Consider the following 18,978-nt stretch of genomic DNA (forward strand, 5'->3'; position numbering starts at 1 on the left):
TTTTGCTGGATTTTCGTGGAAGAAGCACAACGCAAGCGCCCCCACGGCCGCCCCCCCCCCCCCCCCCCCCCCCCCCCCCCCCCCCCCCCCACCGACCCGGAGATGGGTGCCGCCGCCTCGCGGCTGGACCCCGCGCGCGCCCGGCAGCGCCGGCTGCCGGACCCCAAGCCGCTGACCGAGCACGGTCCGGCCCACGTCATCGCGATGTGCAACCAGAAGGGCGGCGTCGGCAAGACGACGTCGACGATCAACCTGGGCGCCGCGCTGACCGAGTTCGGCCGCAAGGTGCTGCTCATCGACCTCGACCCGCAGGGTGCCCTGTCGGTCGGGCTGGGCATCCCGGCCCAGAACATGGACCGGACGATCTACAACGCCCTGATGGAGCGGCAGACCACGCTCCGGGACGTCCGGGTGCACACCGACATCCCCGGCCTGGACCTGGTGCCCAGCAACATCGACCTGTCCGCCGCCGAGGTGCAGCTGGTCAGCGAGGTCGCCCGCGAGCAGACCCTGATGCGGGTGCTCGCCGACGTGCGCGACGAGTACGACTACATCCTCATCGACTGCCAGCCCTCGCTGGGGCTGCTCACGGTCAACGCCCTCACCGCCGCGCAGGGCGTGATGATCCCGCTGGAGTGCGAGTTCTTCTCGCTGCGCGGGGTGGCCCTGCTCGTCGACACCATCGACAAGGTCAAGGAGCGGCTCAACCCGCAGCTGGAGATCTCCGGCATCCTCGCCACGATGTACGACGCGCGGACGGTGCACTGCAAGGAGGTGTTCAGCCGGGTGGTCGAGGCCTTCGGGGACACCGTCTTCCAGACCGTCATCCAGCGCACCGTCCGGTTCCCGGAGACCACGGTGGCCGGCCAGCCGATCACCACCTGGGCGCCGACCTCCTCGGGTGCCGCGGCCTACCGCGACCTCGCCAAGGAGGTCATCGCACTATGACGCGTCGTCCCGTGCTGCCGGGGGCCTCGGAGCTGTTCCGCCGCACCGACGCCGCCTCGGCCGTCCCCGAGGTCACCGAGCTGCCCAGCCTGAGCACCACCGTCAGCTCGCCCGCCCTCCGCAACGCGGCGGCGGGCCGCCGCGCCGAGGAGACGGCACCGGCGAGCCCGCTCACCCTGGTGCCCGGCGGAGCGACGCCGGCCGCACCCGCGAACGACGAGCTGGAGGCGTTCCGCGGCGCCCCGGCACCGGCTCCGGTGCTCAAGCCGCACGTGCCGACCCGGGGCCGGCCCGCCCGTGGCCGGGAGCGGACGAAGCACGACGAGAAGATCACCGTCTACATCTCGGCCGACGACCTGATGGAGCTGGAGACCGCCCGGCTCACGCTCCGCGGGCAGCACGGCGTGGCCGCCGACCGGGGACGCATCGTCCGCGAGGCGATCTCGGTGATCCTCGCCGACCTGGCCGACCGCGGCGAGGAGTCCGTCCTGGTGCGCCGGCTCAAGGGCTGAGCCGCGACGACGTCGTCCTCCGGACGACACCGCGACCACGTGCCGTTCCCTGGCACGCGGAGCCACCCCGTCCTTCCTCGGGGAGCCCTCCGGGCCCCCGCTCGTCAGGACAAGCTGGTGCGTTGACGGTCTCTTCTAGGCTGCGGTCGTGACCGAGGCGCAGCCGGCATCGCGCTTCACCGTCCGGCTGACCAACTTCGAGGGTCCCTTCGACCTCCTGCTGCAGCTGATCGGCAAGCACAAGCTCGACGTCACCGAGATCGCGCTGTCGACGGTCACCGACGAGTTCATCGCCCACCTGCGGGCGCTGGGCGACGAGCTCGACCTCGACCAGGCCAGCGAGTTCCTCGTGGTCGCCTCCACGCTGCTCGACCTCAAGGCCGCCCGGCTGCTGCCCGCGGCCGAGGTCGACGACGAGGAGGACCTCGAGCTGCTCGAGGCCCGGGACCTGCTCTTCGCCCGCCTGCTGCAGTACAAGGCCTACAAGCAGGCCGCCGCCTTCCTGCGCGAGCGGGAGACCGAGGCCGCCCGCCGGTTCCCCCGCGCGGTCGGGCTGGAGGCGCGGTTCGCCGAGCTCGTGCCGGAGGTGCGGCTCGACCTGACACCCGAGCAGTTCGCCGCCCTCGCCGCGCGGGCCCTGGCGCCCAAGGCCCCCGAGGTCGTCGGCGTCGGCCACCTGCACGCCCCGGCGGTGAGCGTCAGCGAGCAGCTGATGGTGGTGCGCGACCACCTGGCCCGCGCCGGCACCGTCTCCTTCCGCGCGCTGACCGCCGACTGCACGCACACCCTCGAGGTCGTCGCCCGGTTCCTGGCGCTGCTGGAGCTCTACCGCCAGCAGCGGGTCACCTTCGAGCAGCTGACGCCGCTGGGCGACCTGCACGTGCGCTGGGCCGGACGGGAGGCCGACGGCGCGGTCGACGTGGACGGAGAGCTGCCCGGCGGCACGACGACGGCGGTCGACGTGGACGGCGCGCTGCCCGAGCCGGGCCCGGACGGCAGCGTTCCGCCCGCCACCGACGGCGGCAGCGACATCGACATCGACATCGACATCGACGAGGAGTACTCGTGAGCGAGCCCGTGGACGGCGACGACGACCGGTCCCGCCTGGAGCCGGCACCCATCTCGTGGGAGGCCCTGGCCGCGGAGCTGGCGGCGACGCGTGAGGAGGCCGAGCGCCGGGGGCACGACGACCCCGCCGCCTGGGACGCCGTCGCAGCGGAGCTCGCCGCCCGGGTGTCCGACCTGCCGGTCGACGTCCCGGACGTCGCGCCCGTGCCGCTCGAGGACGACGGCGACGCGGCACCGGTCACCGCCCCGGAGCCCGAGCCCGAGCTCGAGCCGCAACCCGAGCCCGAGCCGGAACCGGAGCCCCTGGAGCTGCTGGACCCGGACGAGCTGCGCGGCGGGCTCGAGGCGCTGCTGTTCGTCATGGACGACCCCGTCGACGAGGTCACCCTCGCCGGGGCGCTGCACTGCGACGTCGCGCAGGTCCGCACCGGGCTGGCCGACCTGGCTGCGGGCTACGACGCCCGGTCGGCCGGGATCACGCTGCGCCGGGTGGGGGAGGGGTGGCGGCTCTACACCCGGGAGGAGCACGCCGGCGTCGTCGAGCGGTACCTGGTGGACGGGCAGCGCAGCCGGCTGACCCAGGCCGCGCTGGAGACCCTGGCCGTCATCGCCTACCGGCAGCCGGTCACCCGTGCCCGGGTCGCCGCGATCCGCGGCGTCGGCGTCGACGGCGTCATGCGGACGCTGATCACCCGCGGGCTGGTGTCGGAGGTGGGCAGCGATCCGGACAGCGGGGGAGGCCTCTACGCCACCACGCCGCTGTTCCTCGAGCGGCTGGGCCTGCGCAGCCTGGCCGAGCTGCCGGAGCTCGCCCCGCTGCTGCCGGAGACCTCCACCGTCCTCGACGAGCACCCCGACAGCTGACCCGTCCGGCGACGTCGTCGCTCACCCCGGCGGGGCGAGCGTCGCCGTGGTGGTGTCGTCCGAGGACGGGCCCCAGTCGAGCACCGCGGTCACCGGACGCGTCGGATCGAGTCCGTCGGGCACCTCCACGACCGTGACGTGCGGCGCGTCGTCGGCGCTGCACACCTCCTGGCCGGGGCGCAGGTCCACCACGTCGATCGTCAGGTGCTGGGGCTCCGTCACCGTCAGGGAACCCGGCCCCCGCGGACAGCTGGAGCTGCCACGGATGGTCACGGCCAGGTAGTCGCCGCCGTCGACCCAGGCGAGCGGGTGGTCGCCCCCGGGCTCGATCCGGTAGCGCGCGAGGTCGTCCCGACCGCTCTCGCTCACCGGAGGCACGCGCTCGACGGGATCGGACGAGCACGCCATGAGCGCGCCCGGCGTACCCAGCGTCGTCACCAGGAGGAGCCCCGCCCACCGCCGCATCGGTCCACTCCGTCCGTTCCACCCGCCGGCGCCCGCACGCTATCCGGCCGCCCGACGCGGTGGGGTGCACGACGGCGCGGCGGGAGCACCGGCGCCGAGGTGGGAGACTGGGCGGCGATGAACGCTGCGACCCCGAACGACGACGTCCCCACCGCTTCCGGCGAGGGCTGGTCCGAGGACATGGAGCTCGCTCCCGTCCACCCCGCCGACCGTGCCCCCGAGACCGACGGCGACGACCGCGAGGGGGAGCGGCTGCAGAAGGTCCTGGCCCGGGCGGGCGTGGGATCGCGCCGCGTCTCCGAGGACATGATCGACGCCGGGCGGATCAGCGTGAACGGCGCCGTCGTCCAGGTGCAGGGCATGCGGGTCGACCCCGCGCGGGACAAGATCGCCGTCGACGGCGTGCGGCTCGAGATCCGCGACGACCGCGTCACCTACGCGATGAACAAGCCGCCGGGCGTCCTCACCGCGATGAGCGACGACCGCAACCGCCCGACGGTCGGCGACATGGTCGGCGACCTGGCGCCCGGGCTGGTGCACGTGGGACGGCTCGACCAGGACACCGAGGGCCTGCTGCTGCTCACCACCGACGGGGAGCTGGCCCACCGGCTGGCCCACCCCTCCTACGGGGTGCGCAAGACCTACCTCGCCCAGGTGTCGGGCTCGGTGCCCCGGGACCTGGCGAAGCGGCTGCGCGGCGGGATCGACCTCGACGACGGCCCGGTGAAGGTGGACTCGTTCCGGGTCGTGGACACCCACGCGGGCCAGTCCGTGGTCGAGGTCGTGCTGCACGAGGGCCGCAAGCACATCGTGCGCCGGCTCCTGGCCGCGGTCGACCTGCCGGTGTCCCGGCTGACCCGCACCGCGGTCGGCCCGATCGAGCTGCGGGCGATGCGCTCGGGGACGATCCGCAAGCTCAGCCGGCAGGAGCTCGGCACCCTCTCCGAGCTCGTCGGCCTCTGAGCCGTCCGGCGCGGTCGACCGACGCCGTCCGGCGCGGTCGACCCGACCGGGAGGGTCACCCGCGAGGACGCCTGACCGGCGTCCTCGCGGGGAGTTCAGCAGCGGCTGACCTGGGCCGGCGTGGTGAGGACCCGGCCGGGTCCGACCACCCGGTCGGGGCCGGTCAGGCGCACCCGGGCGTCGAGCCGCAGGTCCTCGCTGGAGGAGCCGAGGCGCAGCGCGAGGTCGCCGGCCTCCACGATCCGGCGGAGGTCGCGGCCGGTGAATGACGTGCGGTCGGTGTGCACGGTGAACCCGACCCGGGCCCGCTCGCCGGGCCGGAGCTCGGTCCGGGCGAACCCGATCAGCTGCCGCACCGGCCGGACGACGCTGGCGACCGGGTCCTCGAGGTAGAGCTGCACCACCTCGGTCCCGGCCCGGTCGCCGGTGTTGGCGACGGTGCAGGAGACCCGCACCTCGCCGTCGGTGGGCACCGCGACGGGCCCGTCTCCGGGGGCGGCGCCGTCGATCCGCAGGTCGGCGTACTCGAAGCAGGTGTAGCCCAGCCCGTGCCCGAACGGGAACGCCGGCGTCGGATCGGCAGAGCTGATGTCGCTCTGCCGGGCGAGCGCCGGGGCGAGATAGGTGGCCGGCTGGCCACCCGGCGTCCGCGGCACCTGGACCGGCAGCCGCCCCGAGGGGTTGACCCGTCCGCTGAGGACCCCGGCGACGGCGCCGGCGCCCTCCTCGCCCGGGAAGAAGGCCTGCACGATCGCCGCCGTCCGGTCGACGACCCCGCCCAGGGCGTAGGGCCGCCCGGTCAGCAGGACGAGGACGACGGGTGTGCCGGTGTCCAGCAGGGCGTCGAGCAGGTCGGCCTGGGCGCCGGGGAGCCGCAGGTCCTCGGCGTCGCAGCCCTCGCCGGAGGTGCCGCGACCGAACAGCCCCGCGCGGTCACCGAGGACGGCGACGCACACGTCGGCGGACCGGGCCGCGTGCACGGCGTCGGGGATGCCGCTGTGGTCGACCTCCTGCACCGGGCAGCCCGGTGCGCCGGTGACCTCGGCGTCCGGGAACTCCGCCCGCAGGGCCTGCAGCACGGTCGCCAGCTCGATGCCGACCGGCATGTCCGGGTGGAAGGCGCCGGCGTGGTTGGGGAAGGCGTAGCAGCCCATGAGCGCGAGGACGTCGTCGGCGCAGGGGCCCACGACCGCCATCCGCGCCGGCCCCGCCAGCGGGAGCACGCCGGACCGGTTGTCCAGCAGGACCACGGACCGCTCGGCGAGCGTGCGCGCCAGGGCCCGCAGGTGCGGCGGGTCGAAGTCGATCGGCCCGCCGTCGCGCAGCGCGGGCGGTTCGGGGTCCCAGCCGGTGTCGAGCAGCCCGAGCTGCCCCTTCTGCAGCAGCACGCGCTCGACCGCGCGGTCCACGATCTCCAGCGGCACCCGCCCAGACCGGACGAGGTCCAGCAGCGGCTCGCCGTAGCAGCGGACCGTCGGCAGCTCCACGTCGATGCCGGCGGTGAGGGCCAGCGCCGCGGCCTCCCCGGGCGAGGCGGCCTGGCCCTGCATGGTCTCCAGGAACGAGACGGCGAAGTAGTCCGCGACCACGACGCCCTCGAAGCCCAGCTCCCCACGCAGCAGCCCGGTGAGCAGGGCCGGGTCCGACGCCGGCGGGACGCCGTCCACGGCGGCGTAGGAGTTCATGACCGACCGTGCACCGCCCTCGCGGAGCGCGGCCTCGAACGGCGGGAGGACGACGTCGGCGAACTCGCGGGGCCCCAGGTGCACCGGGGCGTGGTTGCGCCCCGCGCCGGACGCCGAATACCCGGCGAAGTGCTTGAGCGTGGCGACGACCCCGGCGTCCTCCAGGCCCCGCGTGTAGGCGGCGCCGAGGACGGCCACGAGGTAGGGGTCCTCGCCGATCGTCTCCTCCGTCCGGCCCCAGCGGGGGTCGAACGTCACGTCGAGCACGGGGGACAGCCCCTGGTGGACGCCGACCGAGCGCATGAGCGCCCCGATGCCGGCGGCCATCGCGTGCACCGTGCCGGGGTCGAAGGAGGCGCCCCACGCCAGCGGGGTGGGGAAGACCGTCGCCTGCCAGGCAGCGAACCCGGTGAGGCACTCCTCGTGGGCGACGGCCGGGATGCCCAGGCGGGACCCGGCGACCAGGTCGCGCTGCGTCTGGGCCAGGACCCGCGCCCCGGTCTCCGGCTCGACCGGAGCGGTGCCGAACATCCGGGTCAGCTGGCCCAGGCCCGGCGCGGTCAGCTCGGCCCAGGGGGGCAGCGGCTCGGCGAAATCGTGCTGGTTGGGGGCCACCTCGTCGCCGTCGCCGATCGAGGTCCACACGCCGTAGAGCTGCGCCACCTTCTCCTCGAGCGTCATCACGTCCATCAGGGCGCGGACCCGCTCATGCAGGGGGCGTGCGGGATCTCCCCACACCACGGCGCCGGGCCGGCCCGTCGAATCGTGGACGGTCGTGCCCGGGAAGCCGGCCGGGATCTGGGTCACGGGGGAGCGCTCCTGGTGTGCGGTGGGGAGGCGGATCAGCGCAGGCGGGCGGTCGAGGCGCGGGGGACCAGGTGCGTGGCGAGCTCCAGGCGCTGACTGTCCAGCGCGTTGCCGTCGATGAGCTGGTGCAGGATCCGGCCGGCCATCCGGCCCATGTCGGCGAGTGGCTGACGGACGGTGGTGAGCGGGGGCGAGGACCACCGGGCCATCGGCAGGTCGTCGAAGCCGACGACGCTGAGCTCCCGGGGCACCGACAGGCCGGCCTGACGGGCGGCCTCCATGACGCCGAAGGCCTGCTCGTCGCTGCCCGCGAAGATCGCCGTCGGCGGGTCGGGCAGCTCCAGCAGCATGCGGGCCTGGTCGTACCCGCCCTCGTGGTGGAAGTTGCCGTGCCGCACGAGGTCGGGGTCGACCCCGATCCCGGCCCGCTCGAGGGCGGCGCGGTAGCCGTCGATGCGGGCGCGGCTGCAGAGGAAGTCCTCCGGGCCACCGATGACGGCGATCCGGCGGTGCCCGAGCTCGACGAGGTGCTCGGTCGCCGACAGGCCACCGGCCCAGTTGGTGGCGCCGACGCTGGGCACGTCCTGTCCGGGCATGTCCACCGGGTCGATCACCACGACCGGCAGGTGCGAGTTCCCGAGGCGGCGCTGGTCGGCGGCGGTCAGGTGCGAGGTCACCACGATGGCGCCGCGCCGTCCCCCGTCGATGAGCGACTGCACCCAGTCGGCGCCGGGGGAGCGGGCGAGGGTGGTGACGACGACGTCCAGGCCGCTCTCGGTGATGCCGCGCAGGATCTCCACGGCCCAGGGGCTGTCCAGCGCGGTGAAGACGACCTCGACGAGCGGGTTCTCCGGCTCGGCCTTCTTGCGGACCACAGGGACGTAGTTGTGCTCCGAGAGCAGCTGGAGGACCAGCGCGCGGGTCGCCGGGGCGACGTCCTGCCGGCCGTTGACGACCTTGGAGACCGTCGGCAGGGAGACGCCTGCCGCGGCCGCGATGCTGGCCAGCGTCGGCCGGCCGAGCTGCTGAGACGCCATGGTCGCCCCTTCTCCTCCGTCGTCCTGTGCCCCTACCCGACCGGGGCGGATCAGCCGCGCATCCGCCCCAGAAGGCCGCGCCACGGTATCGAAAGTTTCGGGATTTCGACAGCCTCCTGTTCTGGCGCACGGTAGACGGGAGACCGGGATCCGCGTCAAGAGGTCACGATTCGGCCGCGGTCACAGGCTCCGTTGACACCCGTTTGTGACCGGGCCTACATTCTCGCAACTGCTCGAAACTTTCGGCTTCAACGGTGAATCAGGAAGGTGGCGGTGGGATGTCCTCCCGGCGTTTGACCCGCGCGGCCTCGCAGGCCGGCGCACTCGTCATGGCAGGAACGTTGGTCGCCTGCGGCTCCTCCGGCCCCGGCGGCGGAGGGGGCGGGGGTGACAGTGACACCGCTCAGGTGTGGGCCCTGGAGGACTCCGTGCTGAACCCCATCGAGGAAGCCTCGATCGAGCGGTTCAACGAGGACTCCGAGACCGGTGACGCGGAGCTGGCCACCTTCGGCAACGACCCCTACAAGCAGCGCCTCCGTGTCGCGCTGGGGTCCGAGCAGGGCCCCGACGTGTTCTTCAACTGGGGCGGCGGCAACCTCAAGGAGTACGTCGACGCCGGCGAGGTCGAGGACCTGACGCAGCTGTTCGAGGACAACCCCGAGCTGGAGGACGCCTTCATCCCCAGCGTGCTCGAGGCCGCCCAGCTCGACGGCAGCTACTACGGCCTGCCGATGCGCGGGGTGCAGCCGGTCGTCCTGTACTACAACCAGGAGGTGCTGGACGCCGCCGGTGCCCAGGTGCCGGAGACCTGGGACGAGCTGCTCACCGCCGTCGACCAGCTGAAGGCCGCCGGTGTCACTCCCATCGCGCTGGCGGGCAGCCAGCCCTGGACCGAGCTGATGTGGATCGAGTACATCCTCGACCGCGTCGGCGGCCCGGAGGTCTTCGAGGCGATCCGCAACGGCGAGGAGGGGGCGTGGGAGGACCCGGCCGTGCTGGAGGCGCTCACCCTGCTGCGCGAGCTGATCGAGCGCGGTGCCTTCGGCGCCGACTTCGCCTCGGTGGGCTACGACGTCGGCGGGGCGTCGACGATCCTGGCCCAGGGTGACGCCGGGTTCCACCTCATGGGGTCCTGGGAGTACACGAACCAGCTGGGCGAGAGCCCGGAGTTCGTCGAGTCGGGCAACCTCGGCTGGGCGGCCTTCCCGGCCATCGAGGGCGGCGCGGGCGACCCGCAGAACGTGGTCGGCAACCCGACCAACTTCTACTCGGTGGCAGCGGACTCCGACCAGAAGGAGACCGCGCTGGAGTACGTCTCCACGGCCCTGCACGAGGAGGAGTACGTGCAGGACCTGATCGACGCCGGTGACGTGCCCGCGGTGAGCGGGGTCCGGGACCTGCTCGAGGAGACCGAGAACGCCGACTACGCGACGTGGGTGTACGACCTGGTCGAGGACGCGCCGAGCTTCCAGCTCTCCTGGGACCAGGACCTGCCCGCCGACGAGGCCACCGAGATGCTGACCCAGCTGGAGCAGCTCTTCCTCGGCACGCAGACGCCGCAGGGCTTCGTGGACGCGATGTCCGGGGTCTGATCCGCACCCGCCCCGCCGGCGCAGCTCGTGCGCGCCGGCGGGGCGGCCCGGCACGGTCGGCCACCGGACCAACCAGGACAGAGGCAGGGAGCATGGCGGCAGGACGGCGGGACCGGCCCTCGGGCTGGTACCTGGCACCGGCGATCACGTTCTTCACGGCGTTCGCGGTGCTCCCGATGGTGCTGGTGGTCTACCTCAGCTTCACCTCGTGGGACGGCCTGGGCCTGCCCGAGCCGACCGGAACGGACAACTGGTCCCGCCTGGCCGAGGACGACCGGGCGCTGGACTCGCTCTGGCTCACCCTGGGGTTCATGGTCATGACCTGGCTGGTCCAGACCCCGGTCGCGATCCTGATCGGGGTCTGGGCGGCCGGCCGCCAGCGCAACCGGGCGGTACTCAGCTCGCTGTTCTTCCTGCCGCTCCTGCTCTCGACCGCGGCCATCGCGTTGCTGTGGGCCGCGGTGCTCGACCCCAATTTCGGGGTCACCCAGGCCCTGCCACTGCTGGACCGGTTCAACTTCCTCGGCGACATCGACCTCGTCGTCTACACCGTGGTGTGGGTGGTCAGCTGGCAGTACGTGCCGTTCCACACGCTGCTCTACCAGGCCGCGGCCCGGCAGATCCCGCCTAGCCTGTACGAGGCGGCGACCATCGACGGCGCGGGCCGCTACCGGCAGTTCTTCGCGATCACCCTGCCGTTGCTGAAGTACACGGTCATCACCTCGACGGTGCTCATGCTGGTCGGCTCCGTGACCACCTTCGACACGATCCTGATCCTCACCGGTGGCGGCCCCGGGACGGCCACCCGTGTCCTGCCGCTGCACATGTACATCACCGGCTTCAGCGGGTTCGAGTTCGGCTACGCCAGTGCGATCGCCGTGCTGCTGCTGGTGCTGGGCGCCGGGTTGTCCCTCGCGGTGACCCGGCTGACCGGTTTCCGTGCGATGCAGAGCCAGCAGGAGGGGATGTGACCGACCGGGCGGAGCTGGGCGTGCCGGGCAGCGCGACCGACCGCGGCACCGGTGGCGTGGGGACGGCCGAGGCGCCGCCCTCGCCGATCGCACCCGTCCCCGAGGTGCCCGCGGGTCAGCGGCGGCGGATCTGGCGCCGGCCGCGGGGCGGGCGCCGGCCCAACGTCCTGGCCGGCGTGGGCGCGGCGGTGTGGCTGGTGCTGGTCGCCGTGCCGCTGTACTACCTGGTGGCCGGGAGCCTGCGCACCCGGCAGGACTACCTGTCGAGCAATCCGCTGCTGCCGCCGTCGGACCCGACGCTGGAGAACTACGCCACCGTCCTCAGCGGAGACTTCCCGACCTACCTGGTCAACACGCTGATCGTGACGCTGTCGACGATCGCCATCGTCGTGGGCCTCACCGTGCCGGCCGGCTACGCCGTCGCGCGGAACGCGGGCCGCCGCGTGCATCGGGGGTTCTCGCTGATGCTCGTCGGGCTCGCCATCCCGGCCCAGGCGGCGATCATCCCCGTCTACCTGATGATCACCCAGCTGCGCATGTACGACACCCTGGCGGCGGTCATCCTGCCCACGGCCGCCTTCGCGCTGCCGGTGGCGCTGCTGGTGATGACCAACAGCCTGCGCGACATCCCCAAGGAGCTCTACGAGGCGCAGACCCTCGACGGCGCCGGACCCTTCCGGGTGCTCCGGCACCTGGTGCTGCCGCTGGCCAAGCCGGCCATCACCACCGTGGCGGTGTTCACCTCGCTGACCGCCTGGAACGGCTTCCTCTTTCCGCTGGTGCTCACCCAGTCGGTCGAGACCCGCGTGCTCACCCTGGGCCTGTGGGACTACCAGGGGCAGTTCGGCACCAACGTCCCGGCGCTGCTGGCGGCGGTGACGCTGTCGGTCGTCCCGATCTTCCTGCTCTACCTGTTCGGGCGTCGCTACCTGCTCAGCGGTCTCACCGCCGGCGCCGGCAAGTAGCGGCCCGACCCGGCGCCCCCGGCACCTGCCCATCCGTACCCGCCCGACCAGCGCGCAGAGAGGACCATCGGCGATGGCGACAGTGACCTACGAGCAGGCGACCCGGGTGTACCCCGGCGCCGACCGGCCGGCGGTCGACGGCCTCGACCTGGCCGTCGAGGACGGCGAGTTCCTCGTGCTCGTCGGGCCGTCGGGCTGCGGCAAGTCGACCTCGCTGCGGATGCTGGCGGGGCTGGAGGACGTCGACGGCGGCCGCATCCTCATCGGCGACCGCGACGTCACCGACGTGCCGCCGAAGGACCGCGACATCGCGATGGTGTTCCAGAACTATGCGCTGTACCCGCACATGACCGTCGCCGACAACATGGGCTTCGCCCTGCGCATGGCCGGGGTCCCGAAGACCGACATCGGCACCCGGGTGCGCGAGGCGGCGCGGCTGCTGGACCTGGAGCAGTACCTGGACCGCAAGCCCAAGGAGCTCTCGGGCGGCCAGCGGCAGCGGGTGGCGATGGGGCGGGCCATCGTCCGCGAACCGCAGGTGTTCCTCATGGACGAGCCGCTGTCCAACCTCGACGCCAAGCTGCGGGTGCAGACCCGCACGCACATCGCCCAGCTGCAGCGCCGGCTGGGCATCACCACCGTCTACGTCACCCACGACCAGGTGGAGGCGATGACCATGGGCGACCGCGTCGCGGTGCTGAAGGACGGGCTGCTCATGCAGGCCGGCCGGCCCCGCGAGCTCTACGAACGCCCGGCCAACGTCTTCGTCGCCGGCTTCATCGGCTCGCCGGCGATGAACCTGTTCGAGCTGGGCGTCACCGACGGCGGCGTGGCGTTCGGCGACGAGATCCACCCGGTCGCGCGCGACGTGCTGGGCCGGACCGCCGACGACCGGGTGGTCGTGGGCGTGCGGCCGGAGGACCTGGAGATCGCCGGGAGCGGGCTCCCGGTCGAGGTGGACGTCGTCGAGGAACTCGGTGCCGACGCCTACGTGTACGGGCACACCACGATCGACGGGACGCAGCACGACATCACCGCGCGGGTCGACGGCCGACGGCCGCCGGCGCCGGGCGAGCACCTGCTCGTGCGGCCGCGCAGCGGCCACGTGCACCTGTTCGACCTGCGCTCGGGGAACCGGCTCGGATGAGCCTGCCGCCCACCGGCGAGCAGTTCGTCCTGCGCTCGGGTTCGGCCGAGGCCACCGTCGTCGAGGTGGGTGGGGGGCTGCGGACCTACCGGTGCGGCGGCCGGGACGTCGTCGACGGCTATGCGGTGGGGGAGATGGCGGCCAACGCCCGGGGGCACGTCCTCGCGCCGTGGCCCAACCGGCTCGCCGACGGCTGCTGGAGCTGGGAGGGCGAGGAGCACCGCACCCCGGTGACCGAGCCGGAGCGCGGTACCGCCATCCACGGGCTGGTCCGGTTCGTCGCCTGGCGTCCGCTGGCCCGGGCCCGGGACGCGGTGGAGCTCGAGCACGTGCTGCACCCGCAGCCCGGCTACCCGTTCACCCTGCGGCTGCGGGTCCGGTACGAGCTGGGTGCCGGGGGCTTGCGGGTCAGCACGACGGCGACCAACGCGGGGGACCGGCCGTTGCCCTACGGGGAGGGCCACCACCCCTACCTGGCCGCGGGGGCGGGTCTGCGGGTCGACGACTGCACGCTCACCGCGCCGGGTGCGGTCCGGCTGCGGACCGACGACCGGGGGCTGCCCACCGGCAGTGAGCCGGTGCGCGGCACGCCGTTCGACCTGCGCGGCGGACGGAGGCTGGGGAACCTCGTCGTGGACTCGTGCTTCACCGGCCTGGCACGCACTCCCGACGGCCTGGCCCGGGTGCGGTTCACGGGACCCGACGGCACGGGGGCGGAGGTCTGGCTGGACGAGGGATATCCCTACCTCCAGCTGTTCACCGGCGACGTCGTGCCGGAGCCGCGGCGCCGCCAGGGCCTGGCGGTGGAGCCGATGACCTGCCCGCCGGACGCGTTGCGCACCGGCGAGGGGGTGCGGCGACTCGGGCCGGGGGAGTCGACGACGTCGACGTGGGGCATCCGGCCCCTGGGTTGACGCCCGGCGGTGCGCTGGCGGCGCCTCCCTAGACTCGACCGAGGCGCCCGGCCTTCCGGGTGCCGGGATCCGAACGAGGAGTGTGCATGGCCGTCCGAGCCATCCGGGGCGCGACCCAGGTCGACGCCGACGACCGGGACCAGGTGCTCGAGGCGACCCGCGAGCTGGTGAGCACCGTGCTGGAGCGCAACGCGCTGCAGCACGACGACGTCATCAGCATCGTCTTCACCGCCACGCCCGATCTGGTGTCGGAGTTCCCGGCCCTCGCCGCGCGCGAGCTCGGGATGGGCGACGTGCCGCTGATGTGCGCCACCGAGATCGCCGTCCCGCACGCCCTCCCGCGGGTGCTGCGGCTCATGGCGCACGTGGAGACCCCGCGGCCGCGCGCCGAGATCCAGCACGTCTACCTCCGCGGTGCCGCGGCTCTGCGCCGGGACATCGCCCAGTGAGCGACGGGTACCCGTTCCGCGGGGCGGTGACCCTCGACGGCCCGTCGGGCACCGGCAAGAGCAGCGTCGCCCGGGGGGTGGCCGCCCGTCTGGGCGCTGCCTACCTGGACACCGGGGCCATGTACCGGGCCGCGACCGTCGCCGTCCTGGACGCCGGCGTGGAGCTCGACGACGCCGAGGCGGTCGCCCGGGTCGTCGCGGGCGCCCGGATCGCGGTCGGGACCGAGGCCGGCCTCGAGCGGGTGGAGGTCGACGGCGTCGACGTCGCCGTCCGTATCCGGGGCGCCGAGGTCACGCGGGCGGTCTCCGCCGTCTCCGCCGTCCCGGCCGTCCGCCGGCAGCTGGTAGCCCAGCAGCGCGACCTCGTGGGCGCCGCGGACACCGTCGTCGTCGAAGGGCGTGACATCGGCACCGTCGTGCTGCCCGACGCGACGCTCAAGATCTACCTCACCGCAGCCCCCGAGGTCCGCGCCCAGCGGCGGGCCGGGCAGCTCGGGGTCACCGACCCCGCGCAGATCGACGCCCTGGCCGCGGACCTCCGCCGGCGGGACGAGTACGACAGCAGCCGGGCCGACAGCCCGCTGCGACCGGCCGCGGACGCCGTGGTCGTGGACAGCAGCGAGCTGAGCCAGCAGGCCGTGGTGGACCGCATCGTGGCGCTGGCCGAAGCCGCGCTGGTGACAGGGGACCGCACATGACCGAGAACCAGAGCACGACCGGGAACCAGGACGGGCCGCTGCCCGTCGTCGCCATCGTCGGCCGGCCGAACGTCGGCAAGTCGACGCTGGTCAACCGCATCCTCGGCCGGCGCGCGGCCGTCGTGCAGGACGTCCCCGGGGTGACACGGGACCGCATCTCCTACGAGGCGCTGTGGAACGGCAAGCGCTTCACCGTCATGGACACCGGCGGCTGGGACCCCAAGGCCGTCGGGATCGGCGCGTCGATCACCCGCCAGGCGCAGTTCGCCATGGAGACCGCCGACGTCATCGTGCTCGTCGTCGACAGCAAGGTGGGCGCCACCGACACCGATCTGGCCGCCGCGCGGATCCTCCGCCGCAGCGACCGGCCGGTGATCCTCGTGGCCAACAAGGTCGACGACGAGCGCAGCGAGGCCAACGTCCACGAGCTGTGGAGCCTGGGCATGGGGGAGCCGCAGCCGGTCAGCGCGCTGCACGGACGCTCCAGCGGTGACCTGCTCGACCTGATCCTCGACGCGATGCCCGACGCGCCGCGCGAGCAGGAGCACGAGGAGGGCCCGCGCCGCGTGGCCCTGGTCGGCCGCCCGAACGTGGGCAAGTCCAGCCTGCTCAACCGGCTGGCCAAGGACGAGCGCTCCGTCGTCGACTCGGTCGCGGGCACGACGGTCGACCCGGTGGACTCCATCGTGACCCTCGGTGGCGAGGAGTGGCGGTTCGTCGACACCGCCGGCCTGCGCCGCAAGGTCAACACCGCCAGCGGCATGGAGTACTACGCCAGCCTGCGCACCGAGGCCGCCATCCAGGCAGCCGAGGTCGCCGTCGTCCTGCTGGCCGCCGACGAGGTCATCAGCGAGCAGGATCAGCGGGTCATCACGCAGGTCGTCGAGTCCGGCCGCGCGCTGGTTATCGCGTTCAACAAGTGGGACACCCTCGACGAGGACCGGCACGACCAGCTGGAGCGCGAGATCGAGCGCGACCTGGCCCGGATCAAGTGGGCCACGCGGGTCAACATCTCCGCCACGACCGGACGCGGTGTCGGCAAGCTGGCCGACCACCTGCGCTGGGCACTGGCGTCGTGGGAGAAGCGCGTGCCCACCGCCGAGCTCAACCAGTTCGTCCGGGCCCTGGTGCAGGAGACCCCGCCGCCGGCGCGCGGCGGGCGGGCGCCGAAGATCAAGTACGTGACGCAGGCCGACGTCCGCCCGCCGCGGTTCGTCGTCTTCTCCACCGGCTTCCTGGAGGCCGGCTACCGGCGGTTCCTGGAGCGCAAGCTGCGCGAGCAGTGGGGTTTCTCGGGGACGCCGATCGAGGTCTCGGTCAAGGTCCGCGAGGGGCGCGACAGGGACGGCAAGAAGGGCTGACGGAGGGCCGGCGCGGGCCTGCCCTTCCCGCCCGTCAGGGCAGGGGGCGGACGTCGTGCTGGGCGCCCGGACGGGCCCGGGGCACGGGCACCCGGACGTCGTCCCCGCCGGTGTGCTCGGGCTCGTCCCTGCGGTGCGCCAGCCGGCTGGGCCACCACATCCACCGGCCGACGTCGAGCGTGAGCGCGGTGACCAGCACCGACCGCACGACGATCGTGTCCAGCAGCACGCCGAGCGCGACGGCGATGCCGAGTTGGGTGAGGAACGTCAGCGGCAGCGTCCCCAGCACCGAGAACGTGGCGGCGAGCACCAGCCCGGCCGACGTGATCACCCCGCCGGTCGCCGAGAGGCCGATCAGCGCCGCCCGCCGGGTGCCGTGGTCGAAGGCCTCCTCCCGCACCCGGGTCATGAGGAAGATGTTGTAGTCGATGCCCAGCGCGACGAGGAACACGAAGACGAACAGCGGGAACGAGCTGTCGGTGGTGCCGACGCCCAGCGTCCAGTCGAAGATCAGCGCGCTGATGCCGAGCGCCGCGCCGTAGGACAGCACGACCGTGCCGATGAGCAGCAGCGGCGCCACGATCGCCCGCAGCAGGACGCCGAGCACGAGCAGCACGACCACCATGATCAGCGGGATGATCACCCGGTTGTCGCGCTGCGACCCCGTCTGGACGTCGAGGTTGACGGCGGTGTTGCCCCCGACCACCGCCGCGCCGTCGCCGACGTCGTCGAGGCCGGTGCGCAGCCGCTCGATGGTGTCGTAGGCGGCCTCGCTGTCCGCCGGGTCGGCGAGGGCCGCCTGCACCAGCGCGGCGTCGCCGGTGACCTGCGGCGCCTCGACCGCACCGATGCCCTCGGTGCCGGCGACGGCGTCGGCCACCGCGTCGGCGTCCCCGGCGGTGGTCAGCACGTAGACCGGGTTGCCCGCCGTCGCGGGGAAGTGCTCGCTCGCGACCTGCTCACCGGTGATCGACTCCGGGGTGCCGCGGAAGGAGTCGGCCTGGGTCAGCCCCTTGGCGTCGAGGCCGAACATGCCGATGCAGGCGGCCAGCAGCAGGCTGGTGACGACCCAGACGGCCCGGGGACGCGGCCGGATGAGCGCACCCACCCGCGCCCACAGACCGGTCGCGCTGGGCTCGGGGCTGCCCAGGGCCGGGCGCACCGGCCAGAACACCCAGCGGCCGCAGATGACCAGCAGAGCCGGCAGCAGCGTCATCAGCACCACCAGGGTGACGGCGACGCCGATGGCCGCGACCGGGCCGAGGCCCGCGGTGGAGTTCATGTCCGCGACGGCCAGGCACAGCATGCCGAGGACCACGGTGCCGCCGCTGGCCAGCACCGCCGGTCCGGCGCGGTGCACCGCCTCCGTCATCGCCTCGTGCCGGTCGGCGTGCAGCCGCAGCTCCTCCCGGTAGCGCGCGACAAGCAGCAGCGCGTAGTCGGTGCCTGCGCCGATGACCAGGACGGTGAGGATGCTGGCGCTCTGCGCGTTCACGGTGAGGTCGGCGTGCCGGGCCAGCAGGGTGATGACCGCCTGCGAGCAGAAGAGCGCGACCACCGCGGAGAAGATCGGCAGGATCCACAGGACCGAGCTGCGGTAGGTGAACAGCAGGATCAGGATGACCACGCCCAGGGCGGCGAACAGCAGCGTGCCGTCGATGCCCTCGAACGCCTCGGAGGAGTCGGCCGCGTTCCCCGCCGGTCCGGCGACCCAGCTCTCCAGGCCGTCGGGCCCGTCGCCGGCGATCCCGCGCACGTCCTCGACGATCGGGGCGATCGCCTCCCAGCCGCCGTCGCCCATGTCCAGCGGCACCACCAGCTGCGCCGCCTGCCCGTCCTCGGACGGGATCGGCCCGGTGACCTCGCCGGCGAGCGCGTCGATCCGGCCGAAGGCGGCCGCGTCATCGGCGACGGCGGCGAGGTCGGCGGCGGTGAGACCGTCGGTCCGCTCGTAGACGACGACGGCGGGGATGACGTCGGGGTCGGAGCCCAGCTCGGTCTGCCGCTCGAGCGCCAGAGTGGACTCGGCGTCGCCGGGCAGCCACGAGGAGACCTCGTTGTCCTGCTCGTCGGGAAGTGCCCCGGCCAGTGGACCCGAGGCCGCGGCCAGGACCAGCCAGACGATCAGGATGACCCACTTGAGCCGGCGGTGGCTCACCCGGGATGCGAACGACCTACCCATGACGAACGTCCCTCCGGCACCCGTGGTGCCCTGGTCGAGAGGATGGCGACGGCCCCGTGCGCGCAGGGCTGGCAGGGTCGTGCCGAGGTGTCATGGGATGTGACGGGGCAGGCCGCCCGGACGTGACAGGGGGCGCGCCGGACAGACCTGGCGGTGCGGTAATCTTCCGGGGCGGCCATCGCGCGCCCCGGGGTTCCGGGCCGGTGCGACGGAGCGCGGGCTGTAGCGCAGCTTGGTAGCGCACTTGACTGGGGGTCAAGGGGTCGCAGGTTCAAATCCTGTCAGCCCGACATCTGTGCTCTTCTCAGATGCACCCGGACGCCCGGCCCCACGATCCGTGGGGCCGGGCG

The 18,978-nt window shown here is 73.4% G+C and carries 17 protein-coding genes and 1 tRNA gene; 14 read left to right on the top strand and 4 right to left on the bottom strand.

All coding sequences use genetic code 11. From position 1 onward, the window contains the following. Positions 1 to 102: 102 nt before the first annotated feature. The 4 genes from ACI793_RS15010 (at position 103) to scpB (ending at position 3,392) form a co-directional block, all read left to right on the top strand. Positions 103 to 948, top strand: coding sequence for a ParA family protein (locus ACI793_RS15010; protein WP_456607182.1), 846 nt, complete (start codon positions 103 to 105; stop codon positions 946 to 948). Then, positions 945 to 1,460 carry a hypothetical protein gene (locus ACI793_RS15015; RefSeq protein WP_456607183.1) on the top strand — a complete coding sequence of 172 codons (516 nt, stop codon included), beginning with the start codon at positions 945 to 947 and terminating at the stop codon, positions 1,458 to 1,460. Before ACI793_RS15010 ends, ACI793_RS15015 begins: the two co-directional genes overlap by 4 nt. A 148-nt stretch (positions 1,461 to 1,608) precedes the next feature. Beyond that, complete coding sequence (locus ACI793_RS15020) at positions 1,609 to 2,529, top strand: segregation and condensation protein A (RefSeq protein WP_456607184.1); 921 nt, start codon at positions 1,609 to 1,611, stop codon at positions 2,527 to 2,529. Further along, positions 2,526 to 3,392, top strand: coding sequence for an SMC-Scp complex subunit ScpB (gene scpB, locus ACI793_RS15025; protein WP_456607185.1), 867 nt, complete (start codon positions 2,526 to 2,528; stop codon positions 3,390 to 3,392). The genes ACI793_RS15020 and scpB overlap by 4 nt, the downstream gene beginning before the upstream one ends. A 21-nt stretch (positions 3,393 to 3,413) precedes the next feature. On the opposite strand, the gene ACI793_RS15030 is transcribed toward scpB, so the two are convergent. Beyond that, entirely contained in the window at positions 3,414 to 3,857 is a 444-nt protein-coding gene (locus ACI793_RS15030) for a hypothetical protein (RefSeq protein WP_456607186.1), read from the bottom strand. 117 nt (positions 3,858 to 3,974) lie between these two features. On the opposite strand from ACI793_RS15030, the gene ACI793_RS15035 reads away from it, so the two are divergent. Further along, positions 3,975 to 4,820, top strand: a complete 846-nt coding sequence (locus ACI793_RS15035) for a pseudouridine synthase (protein ID WP_456607187.1) — start codon at positions 3,975 to 3,977, stop codon at positions 4,818 to 4,820. Positions 4,821 to 4,915: 95 nt separating this feature from the next. Here the strand turns inward: ACI793_RS15035 and ACI793_RS15040 are convergent, their stop codons facing one another. Together ACI793_RS15040 and ACI793_RS15045 are read right to left on the bottom strand one after the other, a co-directional pair. Then, entirely contained in the window at positions 4,916 to 7,312 is a 2,397-nt protein-coding gene (locus ACI793_RS15040; RefSeq protein WP_456607188.1) for a beta-xylosidase/alpha-l-arabinosidase, read from the bottom strand. 35 nt (positions 7,313 to 7,347) lie between these two features. Then, complete coding sequence (locus tag ACI793_RS15045) at positions 7,348 to 8,349, bottom strand: LacI family DNA-binding transcriptional regulator (RefSeq protein ID WP_456607189.1); 1,002 nt, start codon at positions 8,347 to 8,349, stop codon at positions 7,348 to 7,350. A gap of 428 nt (positions 8,350 to 8,777) precedes the next feature. Here ACI793_RS15045 and ACI793_RS15050 point away from each other — a divergent pair, with 428 nt between their 5' ends. The 8 genes from ACI793_RS15050 to der all read left to right on the top strand — a co-directional run bounded on the left by ACI793_RS15050 (position 8,778) and on the right by der (position 16,446). Further along, positions 8,778 to 9,941: an extracellular solute-binding protein gene (locus ACI793_RS15050; protein ID WP_456607190.1), complete on the top strand. Its 1,164-nt coding sequence runs from the start codon at positions 8,778 to 8,780 to the stop codon at positions 9,939 to 9,941. Positions 9,942 to 10,033: 92 nt separating this feature from the next. Continuing rightward, positions 10,034 to 10,912 (top strand): carbohydrate ABC transporter permease, encoded by an 879-nt coding sequence (locus ACI793_RS15055; protein WP_456607191.1) that lies wholly within the window; start codon positions 10,034 to 10,036, stop codon positions 10,910 to 10,912. Then, positions 10,909 to 11,877, top strand: a complete 969-nt coding sequence (locus ACI793_RS15060; RefSeq protein WP_456607192.1) for a carbohydrate ABC transporter permease — start codon at positions 10,909 to 10,911, stop codon at positions 11,875 to 11,877. Before ACI793_RS15055 ends, ACI793_RS15060 begins: the two co-directional genes overlap by 4 nt. Before the next feature lie 73 nt (positions 11,878 to 11,950). Then, complete coding sequence (locus tag ACI793_RS15065; protein WP_456607193.1) at positions 11,951 to 13,024, top strand: ABC transporter ATP-binding protein; 1,074 nt, start codon at positions 11,951 to 11,953, stop codon at positions 13,022 to 13,024. Beyond that, positions 13,021 to 13,938: an aldose 1-epimerase family protein gene (locus ACI793_RS15070; protein ID WP_456607194.1), complete on the top strand. Its 918-nt coding sequence runs from the start codon at positions 13,021 to 13,023 to the stop codon at positions 13,936 to 13,938. Before ACI793_RS15065 ends, ACI793_RS15070 begins: the two co-directional genes overlap by 4 nt. 86 nt (positions 13,939 to 14,024) lie before the next feature. Beyond that, complete coding sequence (gene aroH, locus ACI793_RS15075; RefSeq protein WP_456607195.1) at positions 14,025 to 14,387, top strand: chorismate mutase; 363 nt, start codon at positions 14,025 to 14,027, stop codon at positions 14,385 to 14,387. Then, positions 14,384 to 15,085 carry a (d)CMP kinase gene (cmk, locus tag ACI793_RS15080; protein ID WP_456607196.1) on the top strand — a complete coding sequence of 234 codons (702 nt, stop codon included), beginning with the start codon at positions 14,384 to 14,386 and terminating at the stop codon, positions 15,083 to 15,085. Before aroH ends, cmk begins: the two co-directional genes overlap by 4 nt. After that, positions 15,082 to 16,446, top strand: a complete 1,365-nt coding sequence (gene der / locus ACI793_RS15085) for a ribosome biogenesis GTPase Der (RefSeq protein WP_456607197.1) — start codon at positions 15,082 to 15,084, stop codon at positions 16,444 to 16,446. The genes cmk and der overlap by 4 nt, the downstream gene beginning before the upstream one ends. Before the next feature lie 34 nt (positions 16,447 to 16,480). Here der and ACI793_RS15090 read toward each other — a convergent pair whose 3' ends face one another. Continuing rightward, positions 16,481 to 18,628: an MMPL family transporter gene (locus ACI793_RS15090; RefSeq protein ID WP_456607198.1), complete on the bottom strand. Its 2,148-nt coding sequence runs from the start codon at positions 18,626 to 18,628 to the stop codon at positions 16,481 to 16,483. A 216-nt stretch (positions 18,629 to 18,844) separates the two neighbouring features. On the opposite strand from ACI793_RS15090, the gene ACI793_RS15095 reads away from it, so the two are divergent. Next, positions 18,845 to 18,918: transfer RNA gene (locus ACI793_RS15095), tRNA-Pro, on the top strand. Positions 18,919 to 18,978: the final 60 nt, after the last annotated feature.

The organism is Blastococcus sp. SYSU DS0617 (assembly GCF_054051075.1).

Coding starts and splice junctions, on each gene's coding strand:
- ACI793_RS15010 (WP_456607182.1), top strand. CDS start 103: ATGGGTGCCGCCGCCTCGCGGCTGGACCCCGCGCGCGCCCGGCAGCGC.
- ACI793_RS15015 (WP_456607183.1), top strand. CDS start 945: ATGACGCGTCGTCCCGTGCTGCCGGGGGCCTCGGAGCTGTTCCGCCGC.
- ACI793_RS15030 (WP_456607186.1), bottom strand. CDS start 3,857: ATGCGGCGGTGGGCGGGGCTCCTCCTGGTGACGACGCTGGGTACGCCG.
- ACI793_RS15035 (WP_456607187.1), top strand. CDS start 3,975: ATGAACGCTGCGACCCCGAACGACGACGTCCCCACCGCTTCCGGCGAG.
- ACI793_RS15045 (WP_456607189.1), bottom strand. CDS start 8,349: ATGGCGTCTCAGCAGCTCGGCCGGCCGACGCTGGCCAGCATCGCGGCC.
- ACI793_RS15055 (WP_456607191.1), top strand. CDS start 10,034: ATGGCGGCAGGACGGCGGGACCGGCCCTCGGGCTGGTACCTGGCACCG.
- ACI793_RS15065 (WP_456607193.1), top strand. CDS start 11,951: ATGGCGACAGTGACCTACGAGCAGGCGACCCGGGTGTACCCCGGCGCC.
- ACI793_RS15070 (WP_456607194.1), top strand. CDS start 13,021: ATGAGCCTGCCGCCCACCGGCGAGCAGTTCGTCCTGCGCTCGGGTTCG.
- aroH (WP_456607195.1), top strand. CDS start 14,025: ATGGCCGTCCGAGCCATCCGGGGCGCGACCCAGGTCGACGCCGACGAC.
- der (WP_456607197.1), top strand. CDS start 15,082: ATGACCGAGAACCAGAGCACGACCGGGAACCAGGACGGGCCGCTGCCC.
- ACI793_RS15090 (WP_456607198.1), bottom strand. CDS start 18,628: ATGGGTAGGTCGTTCGCATCCCGGGTGAGCCACCGCCGGCTCAAGTGG.